The 17565-nt window shown below is 55.4% G+C and carries 9 protein-coding genes and 1 tRNA gene; 5 read left to right on the top strand and 5 right to left on the bottom strand.

The features are described 5' to 3' along the window. Window positions 1–17 precede the first annotated feature (17 nt). Window positions 18–923: a hypothetical protein gene (locus VK738_10680; protein ID HTD23110.1), complete on the top strand. Its 906-nt coding sequence runs from the start codon at window positions 18–20 to the stop codon at window positions 921–923. Between the two features lie 9 nt (window positions 924–932). Beyond that, a complete protein-coding gene (locus VK738_10675; protein ID HTD23109.1) occupies window positions 933–2354 on the top strand; it encodes a cytochrome c3 family protein in 1422 nt (473 codons plus the stop codon). Between the two features lie 235 nt (window positions 2355–2589). On the opposite strand, the gene VK738_10670 is transcribed toward VK738_10675, so the two are convergent. The 5 genes from VK738_10670 to VK738_10650 all read right to left on the bottom strand — a co-directional run bounded on the left by VK738_10670 (window position 2590) and on the right by VK738_10650 (window position 10583). Then, window positions 2590–6312 carry a hypothetical protein gene (locus VK738_10670; protein HTD23108.1) on the bottom strand — a complete coding sequence of 1241 codons (3723 nt, stop codon included), beginning with the start codon at window positions 6310–6312 and terminating at the stop codon, window positions 2590–2592. A 137-nt stretch (window positions 6313–6449) separates the two neighbouring features. Then, complete coding sequence (locus VK738_10665; GenBank protein HTD23107.1) at window positions 6450–8714, bottom strand: carboxypeptidase-like regulatory domain-containing protein; 2265 nt, start codon at window positions 8712–8714, stop codon at window positions 6450–6452. A gap of 191 nt (window positions 8715–8905) precedes the next feature. Beyond that, on the bottom strand, window positions 8906–9682 hold the full coding sequence (locus tag VK738_10660; protein ID HTD23106.1) for a hypothetical protein: 777 nt from the start codon (window positions 9680–9682) through the stop codon (window positions 8906–8908). A gap of 228 nt (window positions 9683–9910) precedes the next feature. Further along, window positions 9911–9987, bottom strand: a tRNA-Pro gene (locus tag VK738_10655). 188 nt (window positions 9988–10175) lie between these two features. Next, window positions 10176–10583, bottom strand: a complete 408-nt coding sequence (locus VK738_10650) for a hypothetical protein (protein HTD23105.1) — start codon at window positions 10581–10583, stop codon at window positions 10176–10178. Window positions 10584–11272: 689 nt separating this feature from the next. Between VK738_10650 and VK738_10645 the strand changes: the two genes are divergently transcribed. From VK738_10645 to VK738_10635, 3 genes are all read left to right on the top strand, one after another. Further along, window positions 11273–14617 carry a TonB-dependent receptor gene (locus VK738_10645; protein ID HTD23104.1) on the top strand — a complete coding sequence of 1115 codons (3345 nt, stop codon included), beginning with the start codon at window positions 11273–11275 and terminating at the stop codon, window positions 14615–14617. A 1232-nt stretch (window positions 14618–15849) separates the two neighbouring features. Next, on the top strand, window positions 15850–16389 hold the full coding sequence (locus VK738_10640; GenBank protein ID HTD23103.1) for a 2'-5' RNA ligase family protein: 540 nt from the start codon (window positions 15850–15852) through the stop codon (window positions 16387–16389). A gap of 154 nt (window positions 16390–16543) precedes the next feature. After that, on the top strand, window positions 16544–17565 hold a 1022-nt coding region (locus VK738_10635), incomplete at its 3' end, for a nucleotide sugar dehydrogenase (protein HTD23102.1).

Here is a 17565-nt window from a genome sequence, read left to right as displayed (position 1 = left end):
GAAGGGGAGAACAAGACTTGCACATTGATCGCACACAACGCGTTTGGGCCATCTGGACGGTATTCCTGTTTTTGTTCGCTGCCCTGACCTATTCGTTGTATGCCTTCTTCTCCCGCGGTCCGCTCTCGGGCGGCAGCATTCCCGGTCTTGTGTTTGGCAGCGCGGGATACGGCTTGATGATTTACGCCGCCCTGCTCAGCCTGCGCAAAAAATTCCCCATCTGGCGCGTCGGACGTGCCCAGACCTGGATGCGCGGCCATCTCTGGCTCGGTCTTCTGAGTTATCCGCTGATTCTCTTCCACGCCACCTTCAGCTTCGGGTCGAGCGGCTTTACCCGCGGCATGATGTGGGTTTTTACTTTGGTCATAGTCACGGGCCTGCTGGGCGTGGCGCTGCAGCATTACATGCCGCGCATGATGACCGATCGCGTGCCCATGGAAACGATTTATAACCAGATTCCTCGCGTGCAGAAGCAGCTCTTGCAGGAGGCCGATGAGTTGTTCAGCTCTCTCACCGAAAAGAAAAATGAATACGGCCTGCAGGTGCCCGCCGTTGGCCAGACCGGCATACATACTACGACGACCACGCTGGTGCGGGTCGACGTGAAGGCCGCTATGCAGTTGCAGCAATCGTACGTGGAGACCATCAGGCCTTATCTCGCTCAACCGGGCGCTTACCGCCATGGATTGAACGATCGCCGGACCTCGAAGGCCTTGTTTATCCAGTTGCGCACGCTCACGCCGGAGTCCGTCAAGCCCGTGATTGACGACCTGGAAAATGTTTGCGAAGAAAAGCGCGACCTCGACCGCCAGTCGCGCCTGCATCGCATTCTGTATAGCTGGCTGCTGGTGCATGTTCCCTTGTCATTCTTATTGATCATTCTGGGCGCAATCCACGCCGTCATGGCCTTGCGCTACAGCTAGAGGAAAAACGTGGGAAGAATCCGAACTGCCAAAACGCTGGGCACACGCCACGACCTGAACTACTTCAAGTATTTCGGCGGCTTCAAGCTTTGGCGTCTGGTTCTCTGCATCGCCGTTGTGGCGGTCGCTCTAGTCTGGCTCGGTTTTGGCTACGCCCGGAAGAAGCAGGCCATCTATAGCAAAGGTCCTCTCTCCCACGCACATTCGTTTTTTGCCGACCGTTGCAGTTTGTGCCATGCGAGCATCGTCAATGGTGTCAAGACTGCGGGTTTCAGGAAGACCGTCAGCGACGAAGCTTGCCTCACCTGTCACCAGGCGCCGGCGCACCACGCCAACCAGCTCTTTACTCCTTCCTGCGCTTCCTGCCACGTGGAGCACCAGGGCTTGATGCGGCTGGTTCGCGTGCAGGACCGGCAGTGCGTGCAGTGCCACGCTGATCTTGGGACCAAGGATGGTCATTCGCGTTTTGTGACAGATATTCGCGGATTCAACCGTAACCACCCCGAATTTGTTCCGCTGCGCGATGGATTTAAGAATCCATCCACCATCGCCTTCAACCACGCTGCCCACATGGGCGACTCCATTATGGGACCATCCGGTCGCGTGAAGCTGGAGTGCAGCGACTGCCATCGCCTCGCGGCCGAAGCGGGTGGCCCCTGGAAGTATGCCGATCCACACCTGCAACTCGCGGCCGCTACGGCATCTGGTCCCGGCGAGGTCATGCACCCCGATGCCGGATACGAGCTGATGCCGCCCACCAGCTACGAAAAAAATTGCGCGTCGTGTCACAAGCTGCAATTCGATGAGCACTTCGCCGAATCCGTCCCGCACCAGAAGCCGGAAATCGTGCACGCTTTCCTGTTGCAGAAATTTCAGGATTACATCAGTAAAAATCCCGACGCCATCCACGATGCCTGGCTGCCCACGCGTAAGGTCCCTGAGATCACCCAGCTCCCGCCGCCAAAGAACGGCGATGAGTGGGTGTCGCAGCGCGTCGGCCAGTCCGAGCAGTTGCTCTGGCTGAGCACCTGCAAGCACTGCCATCAGCTCGATTTTTCCGCTCAACCGGCTGCGGCAAATTCGCCAGCGCTTCCCACTGTGAAACCGTCGGCCCTGACCTACCGCTGGATGCCCAATGCCATCTTCAGCCATCAGGCTCACGGCGCCGTGTCATGCGAATCCTGCCACGCGTTCGCGACGGCCAGCCAAAAGGGCTCTGACGTGCTGATGCCCAGCATCAAGACCTGCCAAAGCTGCCACAACGGCGACCCGGCAAAAGTAGGAGAAGCAGAGAACTCATGTTTCCTGTGCCACCAGTACCACGATTGGAAGCAGCGCGGAAACTTCCACAGCACATACACGATCCAGGAGATAACCGGAGAGTCGCCGCCCGAACCAACCCATACCGACGAGCCTTCAGGCGGGAAATAAGCAACGTTTTCTAATTTGCGGATGACCTTAATCAATCTGTCATCCTGAGCGGAGTCCGAGCGACGCAGGAGCGAGGGCGGAGTCGAAGGACCCCGAGGATGTGTATCGTTCATGCAGCTTCAGGGAATTTTCTCGGTTCACTCTACGTCTTGATATTTTCCCGGGGAAAAGCATCCTCCGACCCACGTCTCCGCCAAATCTTCCCAACGCTGATTTATCTTCATCAAAAACCACATCAATTTGAATTCGAAGGAACTCTCTCCGCCACCGCTGGCTTAACAGGCTCCACCGGCTGGCCCGGCGGATCATCACTCACCGTATACAGCTCTCCATTGCGTAAAAACAGCCGCTGCATCTCTTCCAGGTTGAACGGTCTTGAGCCGCGCCTTCCAAACACTGAAAGCTGGTTTCCGCTTTCGTCTACTGCCCGGTCGCGGTCAACGCCGCGTGAGACTGCCAGCGCCGGTCCGTGGGTGTGAAACACGGCAATCAACTTGGGCGCAGGCCGCGGACTAAATCCATAGAAGTTCGCCGCTGTTTGCGGCGAAAAAAGCTGCACAACTTTAAATCCCGCCCGCCCGTCTGCCACCAGCGCAAACTGGCTTGAGCTGACCATGCCGATTTTGATGTCGTTGGTGTCCTGCAACTCGCCATTCGCGTTGAAAGTTTGTTCCAGCACCGGATGCTCCGGTTTTTCGACATCAACGATTGCCATACCCTGTTTTCCAGCGGCAACGTAGGCATAGGTTCGCGATACGGAAATATTTCTCGCTTCCGTCAGAGCCAGCGTTGCCGCGGGAACGAGGTGCGGCTGGTCAAGATGGGTGACGTCCAAAACTTTCAGTCCGTCACGATCAACCACAAACCCATAACGGAACTGTATGGCGATACCACGCGCATCGTTCAACTCCGGCGCGCCGATCTTGGCAACGATCCTGGGTTGCAGCGGGTTCTCCAGGCTTACGACCACGAGGCCGGCATCGCAAAGGATGTAAGCGTAAACTCCGGCGATGGCAATGCGCCGTGCCCCGTTGAGCTGCCCCTCGGGGTTGAACGCCAGCGCGCGCTTTAAGAAGTTGTTGCGCGGCTCTCCATCGAGCAGCGTCGAGACGCCGGGAGTTCTGCTCTTTGGCGAGGCATCGCCAACGATGACCAGCCCTTCGTATTTGTCGGCAACGTACAGGAATGCATAGATAGGATGAATTGCCTGCTCTTCGTTTTCCGGGAAATGCTTGCGCGCGGGATCAAGCGCGGTAGTACTGGGCGCGGCTACCGCCATCGCGTAGCGCGTCGGTACATACAAACGCTGTCCCAGGGGAGAGACCGGCGCCGTCACCATGCGCTCAGAAAAATCTTTGTTCTCGATGTTGGCTACGTCATAGATGCGCAGCCCGCCCTTGCCCATGGCGGCATAGAGATACTCTCCGCGCAACTGTATGTCCAATACTTCCTTTCCGCTGTGCTCGTAAGCTTCTTTCAGCTCCAGTTTTTCCTGCTGATGCAGGCGGTAGTTGTCCGGATATGCAATCTTGTGCAGGTCGCTGCCAATCACTGCTTCGGGTTCCTTGCGCTCGGCAAATGCGACTGCGGCAAATCCCTTGTCTCCTGTGGCCACGTAAGCAAAGCGCCCCAGGTAGTTCAGAAAGTTGGTGCCCTGCAACAGCAACTGCGCCATCCAGGCATTGTTGTTGTTGGCGCTGGAAACATGGCAATCAGTGCAAGTCTTGGTCTCTTTGGCCCGCACCGTGTGTGGCACATAAGGACTGAATGCCGTCCCGCTGAACCCTTCGGCTGAAACTGTTTGCTGCCCGTAATACAACCAGTCGCGGTTCTGGTTTTGCGAACTCACAACCACGGCACACGCGGAGCGGATCGGCGCAACTTTATTTCCAGTCACTGTGCCGTCAATGCCCAGCATGTACATGTCGTTGCGCAGGACTTGAAAATCATATTCCGTCCAGTTGCGCGTCATGGTGCCTTCGTTCTGCAGCATAGGCATGCGCTGGTTGGCGGTCATGGGCAGGTGGCAGCCAAAGCAGGTTGTGGTCCATGAGCTGTGGCAACTGAAGCAGGTCATGCGGCTGTCGGAGTGCGCCAGGTGAAGAAGGTGATCGGGATCAGGAACGCCGCCCCATGTGGTACCGTCTTTCTGAATGGTTTTCGCCAGCCGTGACTTTTCGCTGTAATGCTCATTGCCGGGAGTGATCGTGTCCTTGACCTGCACGATCTCCCACTCGCGTCCCTGCTCGACCGATGAACGCTGGAACAGCTTTCCGTCTTTCCAGTAGAAGCGTAATTCCTTCCACGGCGTTCGCATGCCTAGCATATTCGTGCCGCCGCCATTGGGAGCGGCTGGGCCACTAGTCGCCAGCGCGGCATAGCTCTGGATGCTTCCATGACAATCCACGCATGAAATCTCGATGGCATTCCGTGTCTCTCCGTAGAGCTTGCCGTTGCCGTGTGCGTCCTGGTAGAAGTGGCAATCCACGCAGTGCATGCCTTTTTCCAGGTGGATATCCTTCAACTGCACGGCTTTCTTGAACTTCTCCGCATCATCGGGCGAGATGATCTCTCCGCTTTCATCCAGCAGGTTCCCTTTTCGGTCCTGCTTGAAGACGGCGCGAAATATCCAACCGTGGCTGTGAAAGTCGCCAAACTGCGTGTTCTTGAGCTGGCTGTTAAATTCCGGTGATCCTACTTTTTTCAGGAACTCCGCGTCTGACCACAACCCTTTCGCCGCCGAGCCCTCAGGATTGCTCATGTGCACTTCGCGATATTCTTCCTGGCTCGGGTTGTGCTGCTTGGCGGGATACATCTTTTCGCCGTCCACTTCGTTGTCCCACCATGTGTAGCCAAAATAGCTGGCCACCATGTTCGTCCCCGGATGTATATGGCACACCATGCACTGGCTCGAGGGAATGCTCTTGGTGAAGACGTGATGGATGGGATGTCCCGGTTCGTTTTTGGGAATCGTAGGATCAACCGTGGCGCTGTGGCCCTCATTGCCAAACTCCCCGTAGGTGCCCGAATGCACCGGGTCGCGGTCGTTGGCATAAATCACGTGGCAACCGGTGCAACCGCTGCCGCGATAGTCTCCCGGATGGTCGTTGGTTCCAGGGAAAGAGAGCAGCGGATCGAAGAGCCGCGTCTTCTGCAATCCCAGAAAGACCGGATCGGTGCGCAGCAGCGTCCCAAAGCCACGGTTGCTCAACTTAGCATCCGGGCGTCCAGATTCTTCTTCTGTTTCAGGATTGCCCAGCTCCGCCCGCTTCTCTCCGCCGCGTTCGAAGACGCGCAACACGTTGCCGGGCTGTGAAATCTCCCAGCGCTCCAGCGGCTGCAAGTAAGGCAGGATTCCTTTCTTGCGCGTCTCTTCATCAGTCGGCGGAGGCCATGTCTGCAGTTTCTGCGGAACCCCCTCCGGGCTATAGCTCTGCCCAAAGTGCGCGTTCTTCAGTGGGAAAGACCCGTTGTTATAAAGCGCGGCTGCCCACAGCATGGCGCCGTGCGTCATCATGCTGGTGCGCACGCGCCGTACTTCAGGTACGTGGCAACCAGCGGTGCCGCAGGTTCGATCGGCGACGCGAAGGTCTCCCGGGTTGACGAATTGAATGTACTCCGCGCTTTCCTGCAGCCACTTCGTGTACGCCCGCACCGGATTGGCCGAAGACCGCGCATCCACCGCCCAGCGCGGCGCCACATGCGCTTTTTGCCTAAGCTCTTCATACACGCTAGAGCCTGCTGCAGTCCCAGGCGGAAGCGTTACCTCGGCCTTGCCGCCGTGGCAGTCGGTGCATCCCAGATGCACTGTGTCCGTGGGATGCATGCTGGCGCTTTCAGTAGCGGTGTGGCACGAGATGCAGCCAGCGGTTTTTGCGTCCACCTCCTCTTGGGATTGCCCGGCCAATACCGGAGGCGCTGGCCGCGGAGGCGGCGGCACAGCCTCTTTAGGTTTCACGGATTCCACCGGGGCGGACGCCCTCCCGACTGAAAAAACAGAAAAAAGCAGCAAACAAAAAATGCTGGCCACTGGTATTAGAATCCACGGCCGAAAGTTTCTGTTTTTCAAATGGCTCGTCATCTTTAGTGCGCGCCTCAAAACTGAAAACGGACTGTTGTGAATGCTGAAACCAAGGTCTTGCCGGTATAAATTTCCCGCAGACCAGTAAACGGAGTAAGTGCAGCCACGCCGCCCGTAATCACCATGTTTTCCGAGAGCGGCGGCCGGTAAGTTACGCCTACGCTGTAATCCAATCCGATATTTTGGTTGATGTGCGGTTGGAACAGCAACAGCTCCAGCGGATCGGTGTGATGAAAGCGCATGTAGTTCACATTCGTCACCGCACGGATTTTCGGGGTGATATTGAAGTCGGCGCCCACATTCCCCAGCACCAGTCCCGGATTAACAAAGTTCGCCTGTCCCTCTTCTTTGCTCGAACGCAGGTTCGGCAAAAAGCTGTCGGGCGCAACCAGACCAACGCCCGTTCCAGTAAGGCGGATCCCTTCACGATTAAAGAAGCTGAAGATGCCCCCGGCAAACGTCTGCGCTTCGCTGATAGCGTCAAATCCGCGTGCCTCGCTGTCTCGCGGCTTGTCGTCACCCGAAGCAAAAAATGCCGAGGCGCGGAAGCGCACCCAGTCTTTATCTACGGAAAGCTCAAGCGCCCCCATCTGCGCATTAATGTCCGTCCGCCGCCCGGCAATCGGATTCAGGTCATCATGGCCCAGCGCCTGGTAAAAAGCGTGGCTGATATTTATTTTTTTGATGTGCCCATTGCCCGTCCATCCGATGTAGTAGGCGCGAATGTTATGCGGCCGCACGCTGCCAATCGGCGCCGGACGCACCAGGAACCCGTTGTCATCAAAATGCACGCTGGCGTCGTCTTTGTTGTAGTGATAGCTGAACTGCGTGGTGTAACCCTTCGCGAAGAAATCCTGTATATAAAAGTTCCCCAGGAACACCTGCTGATGGCGGTTCTCGAAGGTGTTCAATCCGCTGTTGGTGTTTTTTTCCAGGAAGAAGAAATAGGCGGCGTTGTATTGAAACCGGTTCGATCGCAGGTTCCCGAAGACGCGAACCCCGGGTTGCTCCTGCGAGAACAGCAATCCGCGGAAGTCGCTGGTGAACTGCTGAATGCCGGCCCGCACAGAAATAAAATCGTAATTGGGCCCGAGGTCGGCGATTTTTTTCTCAACAAACGCTTCCTGCAGCCCTACGTGTCCATCGGTGCGGTTGCTGCCCTTGCGGACATCAATGTTGACGATCCCGCGCTCTTTCGCCCATATCTGATTGATGTTGAAGGCAGGCGTGATTTTTACGCGCCAGTCGACCGGCTTGAAGCTGGTATCGCCATGAAAGAGATCGAAGGAGAGCCGCACCGTTTCTTCCAGAAAAACCTGTCCGCCTTTTCCGAAAAACTTGCTGCTGCCCGCGTTTTGCGCCGAGACCCCGCTGGGAACAAAAAGATTGCGCACATCCACTGCCGTAGTGCTCGTTCCCGTGAAATTAAAAAACGTGTTCTGCCCAAAGATGGGCTTGTCGCCCTTGAGCCGGTTCTGGTTGAACGGGTCCCACCAGTGGCTGCTCGTGTAGGGGAATTCTCCACTGCGGTCGTACCTGAGCCACGCCGGCATGCTCGGGTCCCAGCGGTCCGGATCGGGAATCATGACCTTGTAGTCAGGAATATTCTCCGGCTGAAGTTGTGCCTGCATTTCTTCTACCGGCCGGCGGAAAAGCTCGTGATAGTCGGAAGCTTCGGCCTGCTCAGCTCCCAGGTTGCTCTCAGGCATCGGGCGTTCCGTGGGAATACGTTTTTGCGGGATGCCACCAGCGCTCGCCGCCACACCCGTGGCGTGCAGCTTGACCTCAATCGTCAGCACTTCTCCCGCATTGAGCGTGACCTCGTTTTGCACCAGCGGATCGAACCCCGTCAGTTGAAAGCTGAACTGATATTTTCCCGGAGGGACCCCAGGTATGCGAAAGATTCCATCGCCCCCACTCTGGCGAACAACTTTCTTCCCGTTCGCAGGCGTCAAGATCACTTGGACCCCACCCAGCGGGCTCCCATCCGTACTCTGCACACGGCCCAGCAGCGCCGCCGGCCCCGGCCCTCCTCTGACGCGGTGCTCAGGAATGCGCCGGCCAACTCCGGCTGATGCGGACCTCTGTTTTACAGAAGTGACGGTCGAGGAAGATGAGTCAGATGAAGGCGGCGTAGACGAAGAAGCTGGTGCCTGGCCGCTCTCCGTTGGTTTAGAAGAACCTGCTTGCTGTCCGGCGGCCGCCGTCGTGAGGCTCAAGCCAAGACCGAGCGCAAAAATGAATATTCGGTTAAATCCTGCTGGCCTTGACTGTCTCATGTGTGCACGCAAGTCTAACGGAAAGCGCGACTTGGTAAAAGGTCTTTAATCTGAATCTAATGTAGCCAAATCCACAGCAGCTTAAGGGTAATTTGTTAAGGAATTTAGTCGCCCGCCTGGCGGGATGATTTTCAGAACTTTCTGCAGCAAGCCGCCTGAAGTCAAGCCCTTGCATCCGCGCACTTACCTGGCTACGAACCTAATTTTAAACCTTCACGCTGTTGACGTACCTTGCTGATAACGTCATCCAGTACTCCCTGAAAAAGCAACATCTTCTCCTCGACTACCCCTTGACTCTTGCGCAAGAGGGGGATTTCCGGGTCGGCGTGCTGGCAAGTAAGCTCAGGATTCGTCCATAAGTTGCCTGGGTTGCGAGAGAACGTAGCCATAAACCAACGGTGGTCCACCGATGAAGTGACAAGGACTGGCAGATCGGCCTTCGTAGAAGCGTTAAAGAACGTGACGCCATCGGCCTGCCTCTGCACACGATCGCTTGGAACGGGCCACGCGAATGAAGCGCGATACCGATTAGGCAGCCAGGTGTCGAGTGGCATCGTTAAACGTTCGGGCATTTCGGAGGCCAGTAAAACGAAGCCGTTGGGAGTGTGGATATAAGTTCGTTCGAGCCGGACGTCGTGGAACAGAGGTGAGACCATTCGCGGGTCAGTGACCGCCTGAACGGAATCGAAATCTACGTCCGACCGGTTAATAAACTCGTAGTGGTAAAGAACGCCATCGGGTTCCAGGGAAACTCGCGCCAGAAAATGTATACCGGACGCGAACTCCGTCTCCCACTGTAAAGCGTTCCCAATACGCGTCCAGTTAAAGCGCTGACCAGCTTTGCCCGGCCGCCACAGGTACAGGTGCTCAGCCTGATCTGTGCCGTGTCTGCGGACCGTAACATGTTCAGGCAAGAGAACAAAAACCGCTTGTTGGCCCGATGGTTCACCGGGGATACTGATCCACAAGCTCGGACCTGCATGCTCTTCAGCCACTTGCATCGTCAACCCGGACGCATTGCCGACCGACAGTGATTGCGCTTCCGCGTTTGGCGAATTCCAGTTCCCCGGCGTCGCGTGATCGCACCCAGCAATAGCAACTGCCACGGAGATACACAGCACGGGGAGAATGCGGCCGCTCAAGGTCTATATCCTGGAAGAGATTACGATAGCATGATTGGCGATTAACAAAAACATTGGTCGGGGCGACAGGATTTGAACCTGTGACCCCCTGCGCCCAAGGCAGGTGCGCTACCAGGCTGCGCTACGCCCCGACTGAATTGTTACTTTGATTTTAAACTACTTCGATTTTAAACCACTTTCTTCAACCACGCGTTGGCAGGTCGGATTGATTTTCCATGTGTTTTCCCTCCGGCATGTTTCTACCGGTGAATTCTGTCTAAGATTCAAATTGGGAATATGAGCTCAATCATCCGGATAGAGCGAAGAATAGAGAATCAGCTTAGCCGCTGAATTTTGTCAGCAACTGCGAGACGGCATCAAGAATATGGTCGCCGATCAAAGTCTGTTTATTAAGAAGGCCTGAGATTTCCACGAAGCCCTCGAAGGTCTTATGGTCCTTGGTTGCGGTCACGCGAAATTGCGAGCCTGGTGGACGCGTAATTTGTATCACAGCGCCTTTGTATTCGAATCGTGCTGTAGGCCCATTCTGCCAGACATATTGCAGATTGATCGCCGCATATACCTCCGGCCGGAAATAGAGGACCAGGGCTTTTTGAAACTGATTGATTTGTTTTTCCTGCTCTTCTTTCAGCTTGGCAGCTTTTTCCTGACGCGCTCGCTGGTTTTCGGCGGCTATACGCGCCTGTGCGCTCTTAATGATCTCATCGATGTCCGGACTATCAGGCATCAGCGTGTTCTCCCAACTGGTTTTGAGATTGTAAACCTGATATTCACCCGAATCTATCACCGGTAGCCAGAAGTAAAATATGTACTGTTATGGTTCCGGCTCCGGAGCGCCGTGCCGCCGAGGGCCCTTTTGCACGAAAATGACAAGATGTTCCTTTGGATATGGAAGGACTGCTGACGGCAGGAGTGGCCGCTATTTTCTGCTATTTTCGCCTATATGCCCGTATTTATGATTTCTCTTGACTGCACTTTGCTTTCCCATATAATGGTGCGCCGTGCCACATTGTAGTGCGCAGCGCGCAGCCCCAGGAATGGAAAAAGCACCAAAGTCCAGTGTACGAAGGTGTGCGTCTGCGTTTTGCATGAAAGAGACCGTCAAGCCAGGGAGTGATATTCTTGCCAAGTGCAATTCCGGTTACTGCAGGCGAGGCTTCGGTATGTGTTTCGCGTAAAAAGTGACAAGAATCCAGCGAACCCAGCTAGGTCTCTTAGGGTAGTAAAACGGTTTTGCAGGGACTTTCCGGCGGCCAGTTTCACTCAATAGGGCATGTAAGAATGCAAAAACACAATTAAATTCGGCGAAGACCGGATTTTCAATGTGTTGACTTAGATATGAAACAAAGTTTCGTATTGCGGTATTTAAAACATTTGCCAGTATTGGCATAACAGGGGGCAGGAGGGCTCCAGATTATGAGTAAAAAAATATTTGTATTGCTTCTCGTAGCTTTGCTTGGGCTTGCGGTACCAGGCCTTCAGGCGCAGATCACAACCGCGACCTTGACGGGCACAGTGACCGATTCAACCGGCGCCGTGGTTCCCGGCGCCCAGGTCACAGCCATTAACATTGATACCAACGCCAGTCACGTCACCCAGTCCAACGACCAGGGCGCGTACCGGCTCGAATTTCTTCCCGTCGGTAACTATAAGCTCGAAGTGACGGCTCCCAATTTCAAGAAATATGTGCGCACCGGCCTCGTGCTTGAAGTCGCCCAGATCGCGCAGGCCGATGTGGGCCTGCAGACGGGTGCAACCAGCACGACCGTGGAAGTCAACGATGCGCTTCCCCTGATCAACGTCACCAACCCTGAGATTGGCCGCACCGTGCAGCCCCAGGAGATCGCTGCCCTGCCTCTGGTCAACCGCAACCTTTACAAGCTGCTGGATTTGACCCCTGGTGTTCAGAGGAACGATAACAGCATCGTTCTCGGTTATCCTGAACAGCGCACTTTGATTAACGGTGGCGTGGATGGCGGCACCGGTTCGGTGAACTACTACCTTGATGGCGGCAATAACATGACTGGCCTGCGCAACACCGGTAACATTCTTCCCAGCCCCGATGCCGTCCAGGAATTCCGCGTACAGACCAACAGCTACAGCGCCGAATATGGCCGCTTTGCCAACGGCGTGATTAACGTGCTCACCAAGTCGGGTACCAACAAATGGCATGGCTCGCTCTTTGAATACGTGCGCAATACCATCTTTAATGCCAACGATTGGGGAAATACCACATCGCCCAAGCCTCCACTCCACCGCAATCAGTATGGTGGAACCGTGGGCGGTCCCATCATTCACGACAAGACCTTTTTCTTCTTATCGTATTCCGGACTGCGCCAGATTACCGATCCGTTCTTGAATGGTGCGATTCTGCCATCGGCAGCCGAACTGACGGGTGATTTTTCGGCTGATCCAAGAATTAATGATCCGAGTCTTGCCGGCAAACCCCAATTCCCCGGCAACAAGATTCCTGCCAATCGCTTGGATCCAACCGCGATGTTAATACTCAACAACCTTTTACCCAGGCCAAATGTCCCGGGAACAAATGGATGGCAGGGTTTTCAATCCACCTATGACGACCGTAATGAAGGCCTGATCAAGATTGATCATGCCTTGTCCCATAATCATCAATTGGCTCTCAGCCTCTTTGAAACGTACGGCAAAAGCACGCAACGTCCGGGCGGCAACCTGCCCTGGTCACTCCAGCGTTTCGACTGGCGGCAGTACAACGCTAACGCTAGCGACACCTGGACTGTGAATGACCACATGATTAACCAAGTGTGGCTGAACTACACCCGTAACTATGGCGGACGCTTAAATCTGCCTGAGACCTCCCTCACTGCTCTGGCTGGGCCATTTGCAGGTACACCGCTTACCCAGCAGGGGCCGTTTCTCATTCAGGGCACACCTTCGTTGCCCCAGATCACCGTCAACAATTTCTTCACCCTGAGCAACGCCATTGCCGGACCGCTGGCGGGCACTAATTTTTACTCCGTTCGTGATGTCTTCAGTTACAACCACGGCCGCCACTCCATTAAGTTCGGTGCTGAGCTCTCGCTCGATAAAGATATTCAGCAAACCTTGCTGAACAACTATGGCGTCTTCGGCTTCAATGGAAGTTTAACCAACAACTCCCTTGCTGACTTCGAGCTTGGTATTCCTAATACCGTATCGCAGGATTCTCCAGACAAAGGTTATACCAACAGTTGGTACACCGCCTTCTTCGTACAGGATGACATCAAGTTCAATAATCGCTTGACCGTCAACCTGGGCTTGCGTTATGACGTTCAAACTCCTCCCGTGGATACAGGCGGTAAGAACCGCGAATCCACGTTTATCCCCGGTCCACAGGTTGGTTTGCCGGGTACGATCGCGCAATCCACGGTCAATCCCAGCGCGCCCCCGGGACTTCTTTTTGCTGGTGATCCCGGTATTCCACGTGGTATTGCCGATACCCGTAAAGATCACTTCTCTCCCCGCATCGGCATAGCTTGGGATATTACAGGCGATGGCAAAACCTCGCTCCGTGCCGGCGCCGGCGTCTTCTATGGATCGACCTCCGGCAACCAGTGGAACACGACCACCAACTTCGAGCCGTTTGCTACCCGCCTCACATTCTCCAACGTAGGCAGCGCCACGGGCGGCACACTCACCAGGCCGTATCGCAATTTTCCTGGCGGCGTTGTACCATTCCCCTACAACGGTCAATTCAACTCAGGCGGCTCGATTTTTGCCATTGACCGCAACTTCGAGTGGCCCTACACCTATCAACTGAACCTCTCTTTGCAGCGCCAGGTTACGAAAGATTGGAGCGTGATGGCGGCTTATGTTGGTTCGTTGAGCCATAACCTGCCTTTTGCCACGGATCTCAATTATCCGATCATCACGCCGACTGCTTCGACAGCAACCGCGAATGTGCTCTCACGTCGTCCGTATACGTTGAATCTTCCGGCGACAGTTCCGTTTGGCCAGATTCTGCTGATGCGCTCCAACCAGACAGCGCACTATCACGCGCTCCAGATCTCAACCATCAAGAGAATGGGGCACCATTTCAGCGTGACTGGCTTCTATACCTATGGCAAGACTTGGGAGAGCGTGCAACTGCAGAACAGCACAAGCCAGGGTGGCGTGCAGAACTTCACCAACTTGCGCGAGGATGCAGGCCGTACCGACGACGATCAGCGCCATCAGTTCGTGATGTCGGGCCTGTGGGATATCAGCTACTACAGTGGTGACAGCTCGATCCTCAAGTGGATCGTCAACGGCTGGAACATTGACCCCATCGTGACCGTACGCAGCGGCCTGCCGTTTACTGTGACCGATGGAGCCGATATCAACCTCGATGGCACCAATAACGACCGTGGCGTGCTGCAGGTTAATCCTGCCACCGGTAAATACTTCAATCCGGTGCTCTCCAATACATCGGCTGCGCAGTGGTTCAATACTGCTGCTTTCTTTACTCCGGCGGGCACGAGGGTCCTTGCGGTGAACGGGAAACCTGTAGAGGGCAATATGCCGCGCGACTCCCTGACCGGCCCTGGCCTGGTTCAGGTAGATATGGCTCTTTCCCGCAACTTCAACCTGGGCGAGCGCTTCAAGTTGGAATTCCGCGCGGAAGGACTCAATGTCTTCAACCACGCCAATTTGAACAACCCCGCAGCCGGAGTCCCGGCTACGGCAGCGGCACCAGGCAACTTCGGCAAGATCACCAGTGCTGCTACTACACGCGTGCTTCAGCTCGGTCTCCGTCTGACCTTCTGAAGTTCGAACCCTAACTTCTAACCACAAGGCCCGCAGGCAACAAACCTGCGGGCCTTCTTGCGTAGCGCCGGCGTCTCGCCGGCTCTGTGTGGCAGCTTTGTGTGGCACAGCCGTCCCCGGCTGTGGGGTAAGCCCGTGGGATGAGGGCTAAACCTAGCCCATCCACGTGAATGAGTCCCTTTGCATTTTGCGACCTGAACAAGGGCTGAGCATCCCTTGTTCTGAAAGGGTTCCCAAGAAACATTTTGCCTTTAGCTGAGAAGCCAGAACTATCTTGAATTCCAATAATGGTATTAAAGTGATATCAAACTCTTGGTCCTTTAAGGGTCTTGGCCTATCATTTTCTTGTGGTGTCCCTAAAACAGGGATGCTCTAAAGTGCTGCCTAAAGCATTCAAGAATGTAGGGGCTAGTGGCCCGGGTGAGAGCAGCGCGAGGGCGGAGCAGCGTAGCCAAACGGGCAGCGTTGCGGAGCCCTTAGAAAAAAGAAGCTCTTTGAAAAATGATTGCCTGCTGTACTGGGAACCACTTGCTGCTTATGTCGGGTAACGAAGGCTCATGTCATTTTATTTCAATGACTTAGCCTTGAAATGGACTGTTCAGCAAGTACCGCACTAGTTGTCGCTTTCTTCTCTGTTCTCGGTTCGCCGCGGAGGCTTTTGAAGAGGGGTGAGCTGGAAGTGAGCGCTATCACGCGCGAACGGACAGCGAGGGCGCAGCGGTTTACCGCGGAGCCCTTAGAAAAAGGGTGAGCTGGAAGTGAGCGCTGTCGCGCGCGAACGGACAGCGAGGGCAGAGCGGTTTACCGCGGAGCCCTTAGAAAAGGGTGAGGGCGAAGCGAGCGCCGAGATAGCGCGAGCGTAGCACGAGGGCGCAGCGGTTTACCGCGGAGCCCTTAGAAAAAAGAATTGAGCTCTTTGAAAATCCATTGCCGCTGTACTTGCTGCTTATGCCAGAAAATGACGGCTCATGTCATTTTATTTCAATGACTTAGCCTTGAAATAGACTTGTTCAGCAAGTGCCCCACTCTCAGCTTCCGACGCATAAACATTCGGGGCTCTTTTGAGCGGTCCAAAAAGTTTCCTTGAGGAACATTTTTGTTACCCTCGCAAAAAACCCTGTTATCGTTTCTGAGAACTGAGAACTGAGAACTGAGAACTGAGAACTGAGAACTGAGAACTGAGAACTGAGAACTGAGAACTGAGAACTGAGAACTGAGAACTGAGAACTGACATGCAGCTCGCCCGTTATGCCGTGGTGACCTATCTCAATGGTCCGCTGGCCAGTTTTGTGGAAGGCTTGCGCAGCCGGTTTGCTCCCGAGCAGGCCCATATGCGCGCGCATCTTACGCTGCTCTCGCCGCGCGTGCTGGAATCGCCCCCGGAAAAATTGCTCTCTGCTTTGAAAAGAATTTGTTACAAAGCCGAACCTGTGCCGGTCTCGCTCGGCCAGGCGGAAACTTTTTTGCCTGCGACCAACACGGTTTATCTGGGCCTTCATCAGGGCGGCCGCCAGGTACGCGAGTTGCATCGCCGGCTGAACCAGTACGGTTTTCGCGCCGAAGATCCCTGGGCTTATGTTCCGCATGTCACATTGGCGAAGCTTGCCGAAAGCGCCGCTGCAGAAAAAGCGCTGGAAGAAGCCCGCAAGCAATGGTCAAGTTATACTGGCGAGCGTGAATTCCTGGTGAAGGAGATCACGCTGGTTCGTGAAGCCGAGCACGAACGCTGGAACGATCTTGCCAAGGTCGCTCTGCCTTCCGCTGCTTTGTAAACACGAAAGTACATGTTCCGAATCGGGCCAATCCTGGACCTCTGGAGTACATGTCCTCTTTCGGACTTGCACGCCAACGCGCCAGGGATTAAAACGTATGCAAGCTGCATCTCCCCCTTGCAAGTGAGTACTATCCCCAGAAAGAGAAGGATGTATGCAAATTGGAGTGTACGGAACCGGATACCTCGGCACCGTGGCGGCTGCGTGCCTGGCAGATTTCGGCACACCGGTCACGGTGTTTGATGAAGACAGCTCGCGGGTGGAGTCTCTGGCCGAAGGCAATACACCGTTCTACGAGCGCAACCTTAAAGATATTCTTCGCCGCAACCTGCGCGCTGCCCGTCTGACTTATTCCACAGACTTGGTCTCTTTCGCTCAAAAAGCAGAAATCATCTTTTTCGCTGCGGATTCGTATCGCTACCTGGAAGAAATCTCCGAGCAGGTCGCGCGTGAGGTGGCGGAGGGCACTGTTTTTGTCATCATGACTCCGGTGCCCGTAGGCACCGCAGCCCGCATCGAGAAACGCATTGAAGCCACGGGCAAAAAGATCGTGATCGTTTCCCAGCCCATTTTCGTGACCGATGGCTGCGCCGTGGAAGACTTCAACTGGCCCGACCGCATTGTGCTCGGGACCAATTCCAACCAGGCAGTACTTCTGCTCAAGCAGGTGTTTCGCCCGCTGGTCATGCGGGGCGTACCGGTGATCGTAACCAACCACGAGACCGCCGAGTTGGTGCGCGAGGCCTCTACCGCCTTTGTGGCTACCAAGATTTCGTTCATCAACGAGCTGGCCTCGCTGTGCGAGCACGTGAACGCCGATGCCGTTGACCTGGCGCTGGCGCTCGGTCTCGATAAGAAAATTGCTCCACGCTGTTTGCAACCCGGCGCCGGCTTCGGCGGAGCGTTTGTCGAAGCCGACATGGATTCGCTCGCCCAACTCGCCATGGGCAAGGGCATCTCGCTGCGCATCCTGACTGCGGCGCGTGAGGTGAACCGTTCGCTGACCGATCGCGTGGTGGAAAAACTTTCGCGGCTGGTTGAGCCGGTTGCCGGCAAGGAAGTGGGCATTCTCGGTCTCGCCTTCAAGCCCAACACCAACTCAGTGGCTGCGTCTTCTTCCATTGACCTTGCCCGCCGGCTGCTTGATCGCGGAGTGCATGTGCGCGCCTACGATCC

The sequence above is a fragment of the Terriglobales bacterium genome (assembly GCA_035487355.1).
In the GTDB taxonomy this organism is placed as follows: domain Bacteria; phylum Acidobacteriota; class Terriglobia; order Terriglobales; family Acidobacteriaceae; genus QIAW01.
Note: the sequence above shows the minus strand (reverse complement) of the source record. Positions and strands in the feature narration are given on the sequence as shown.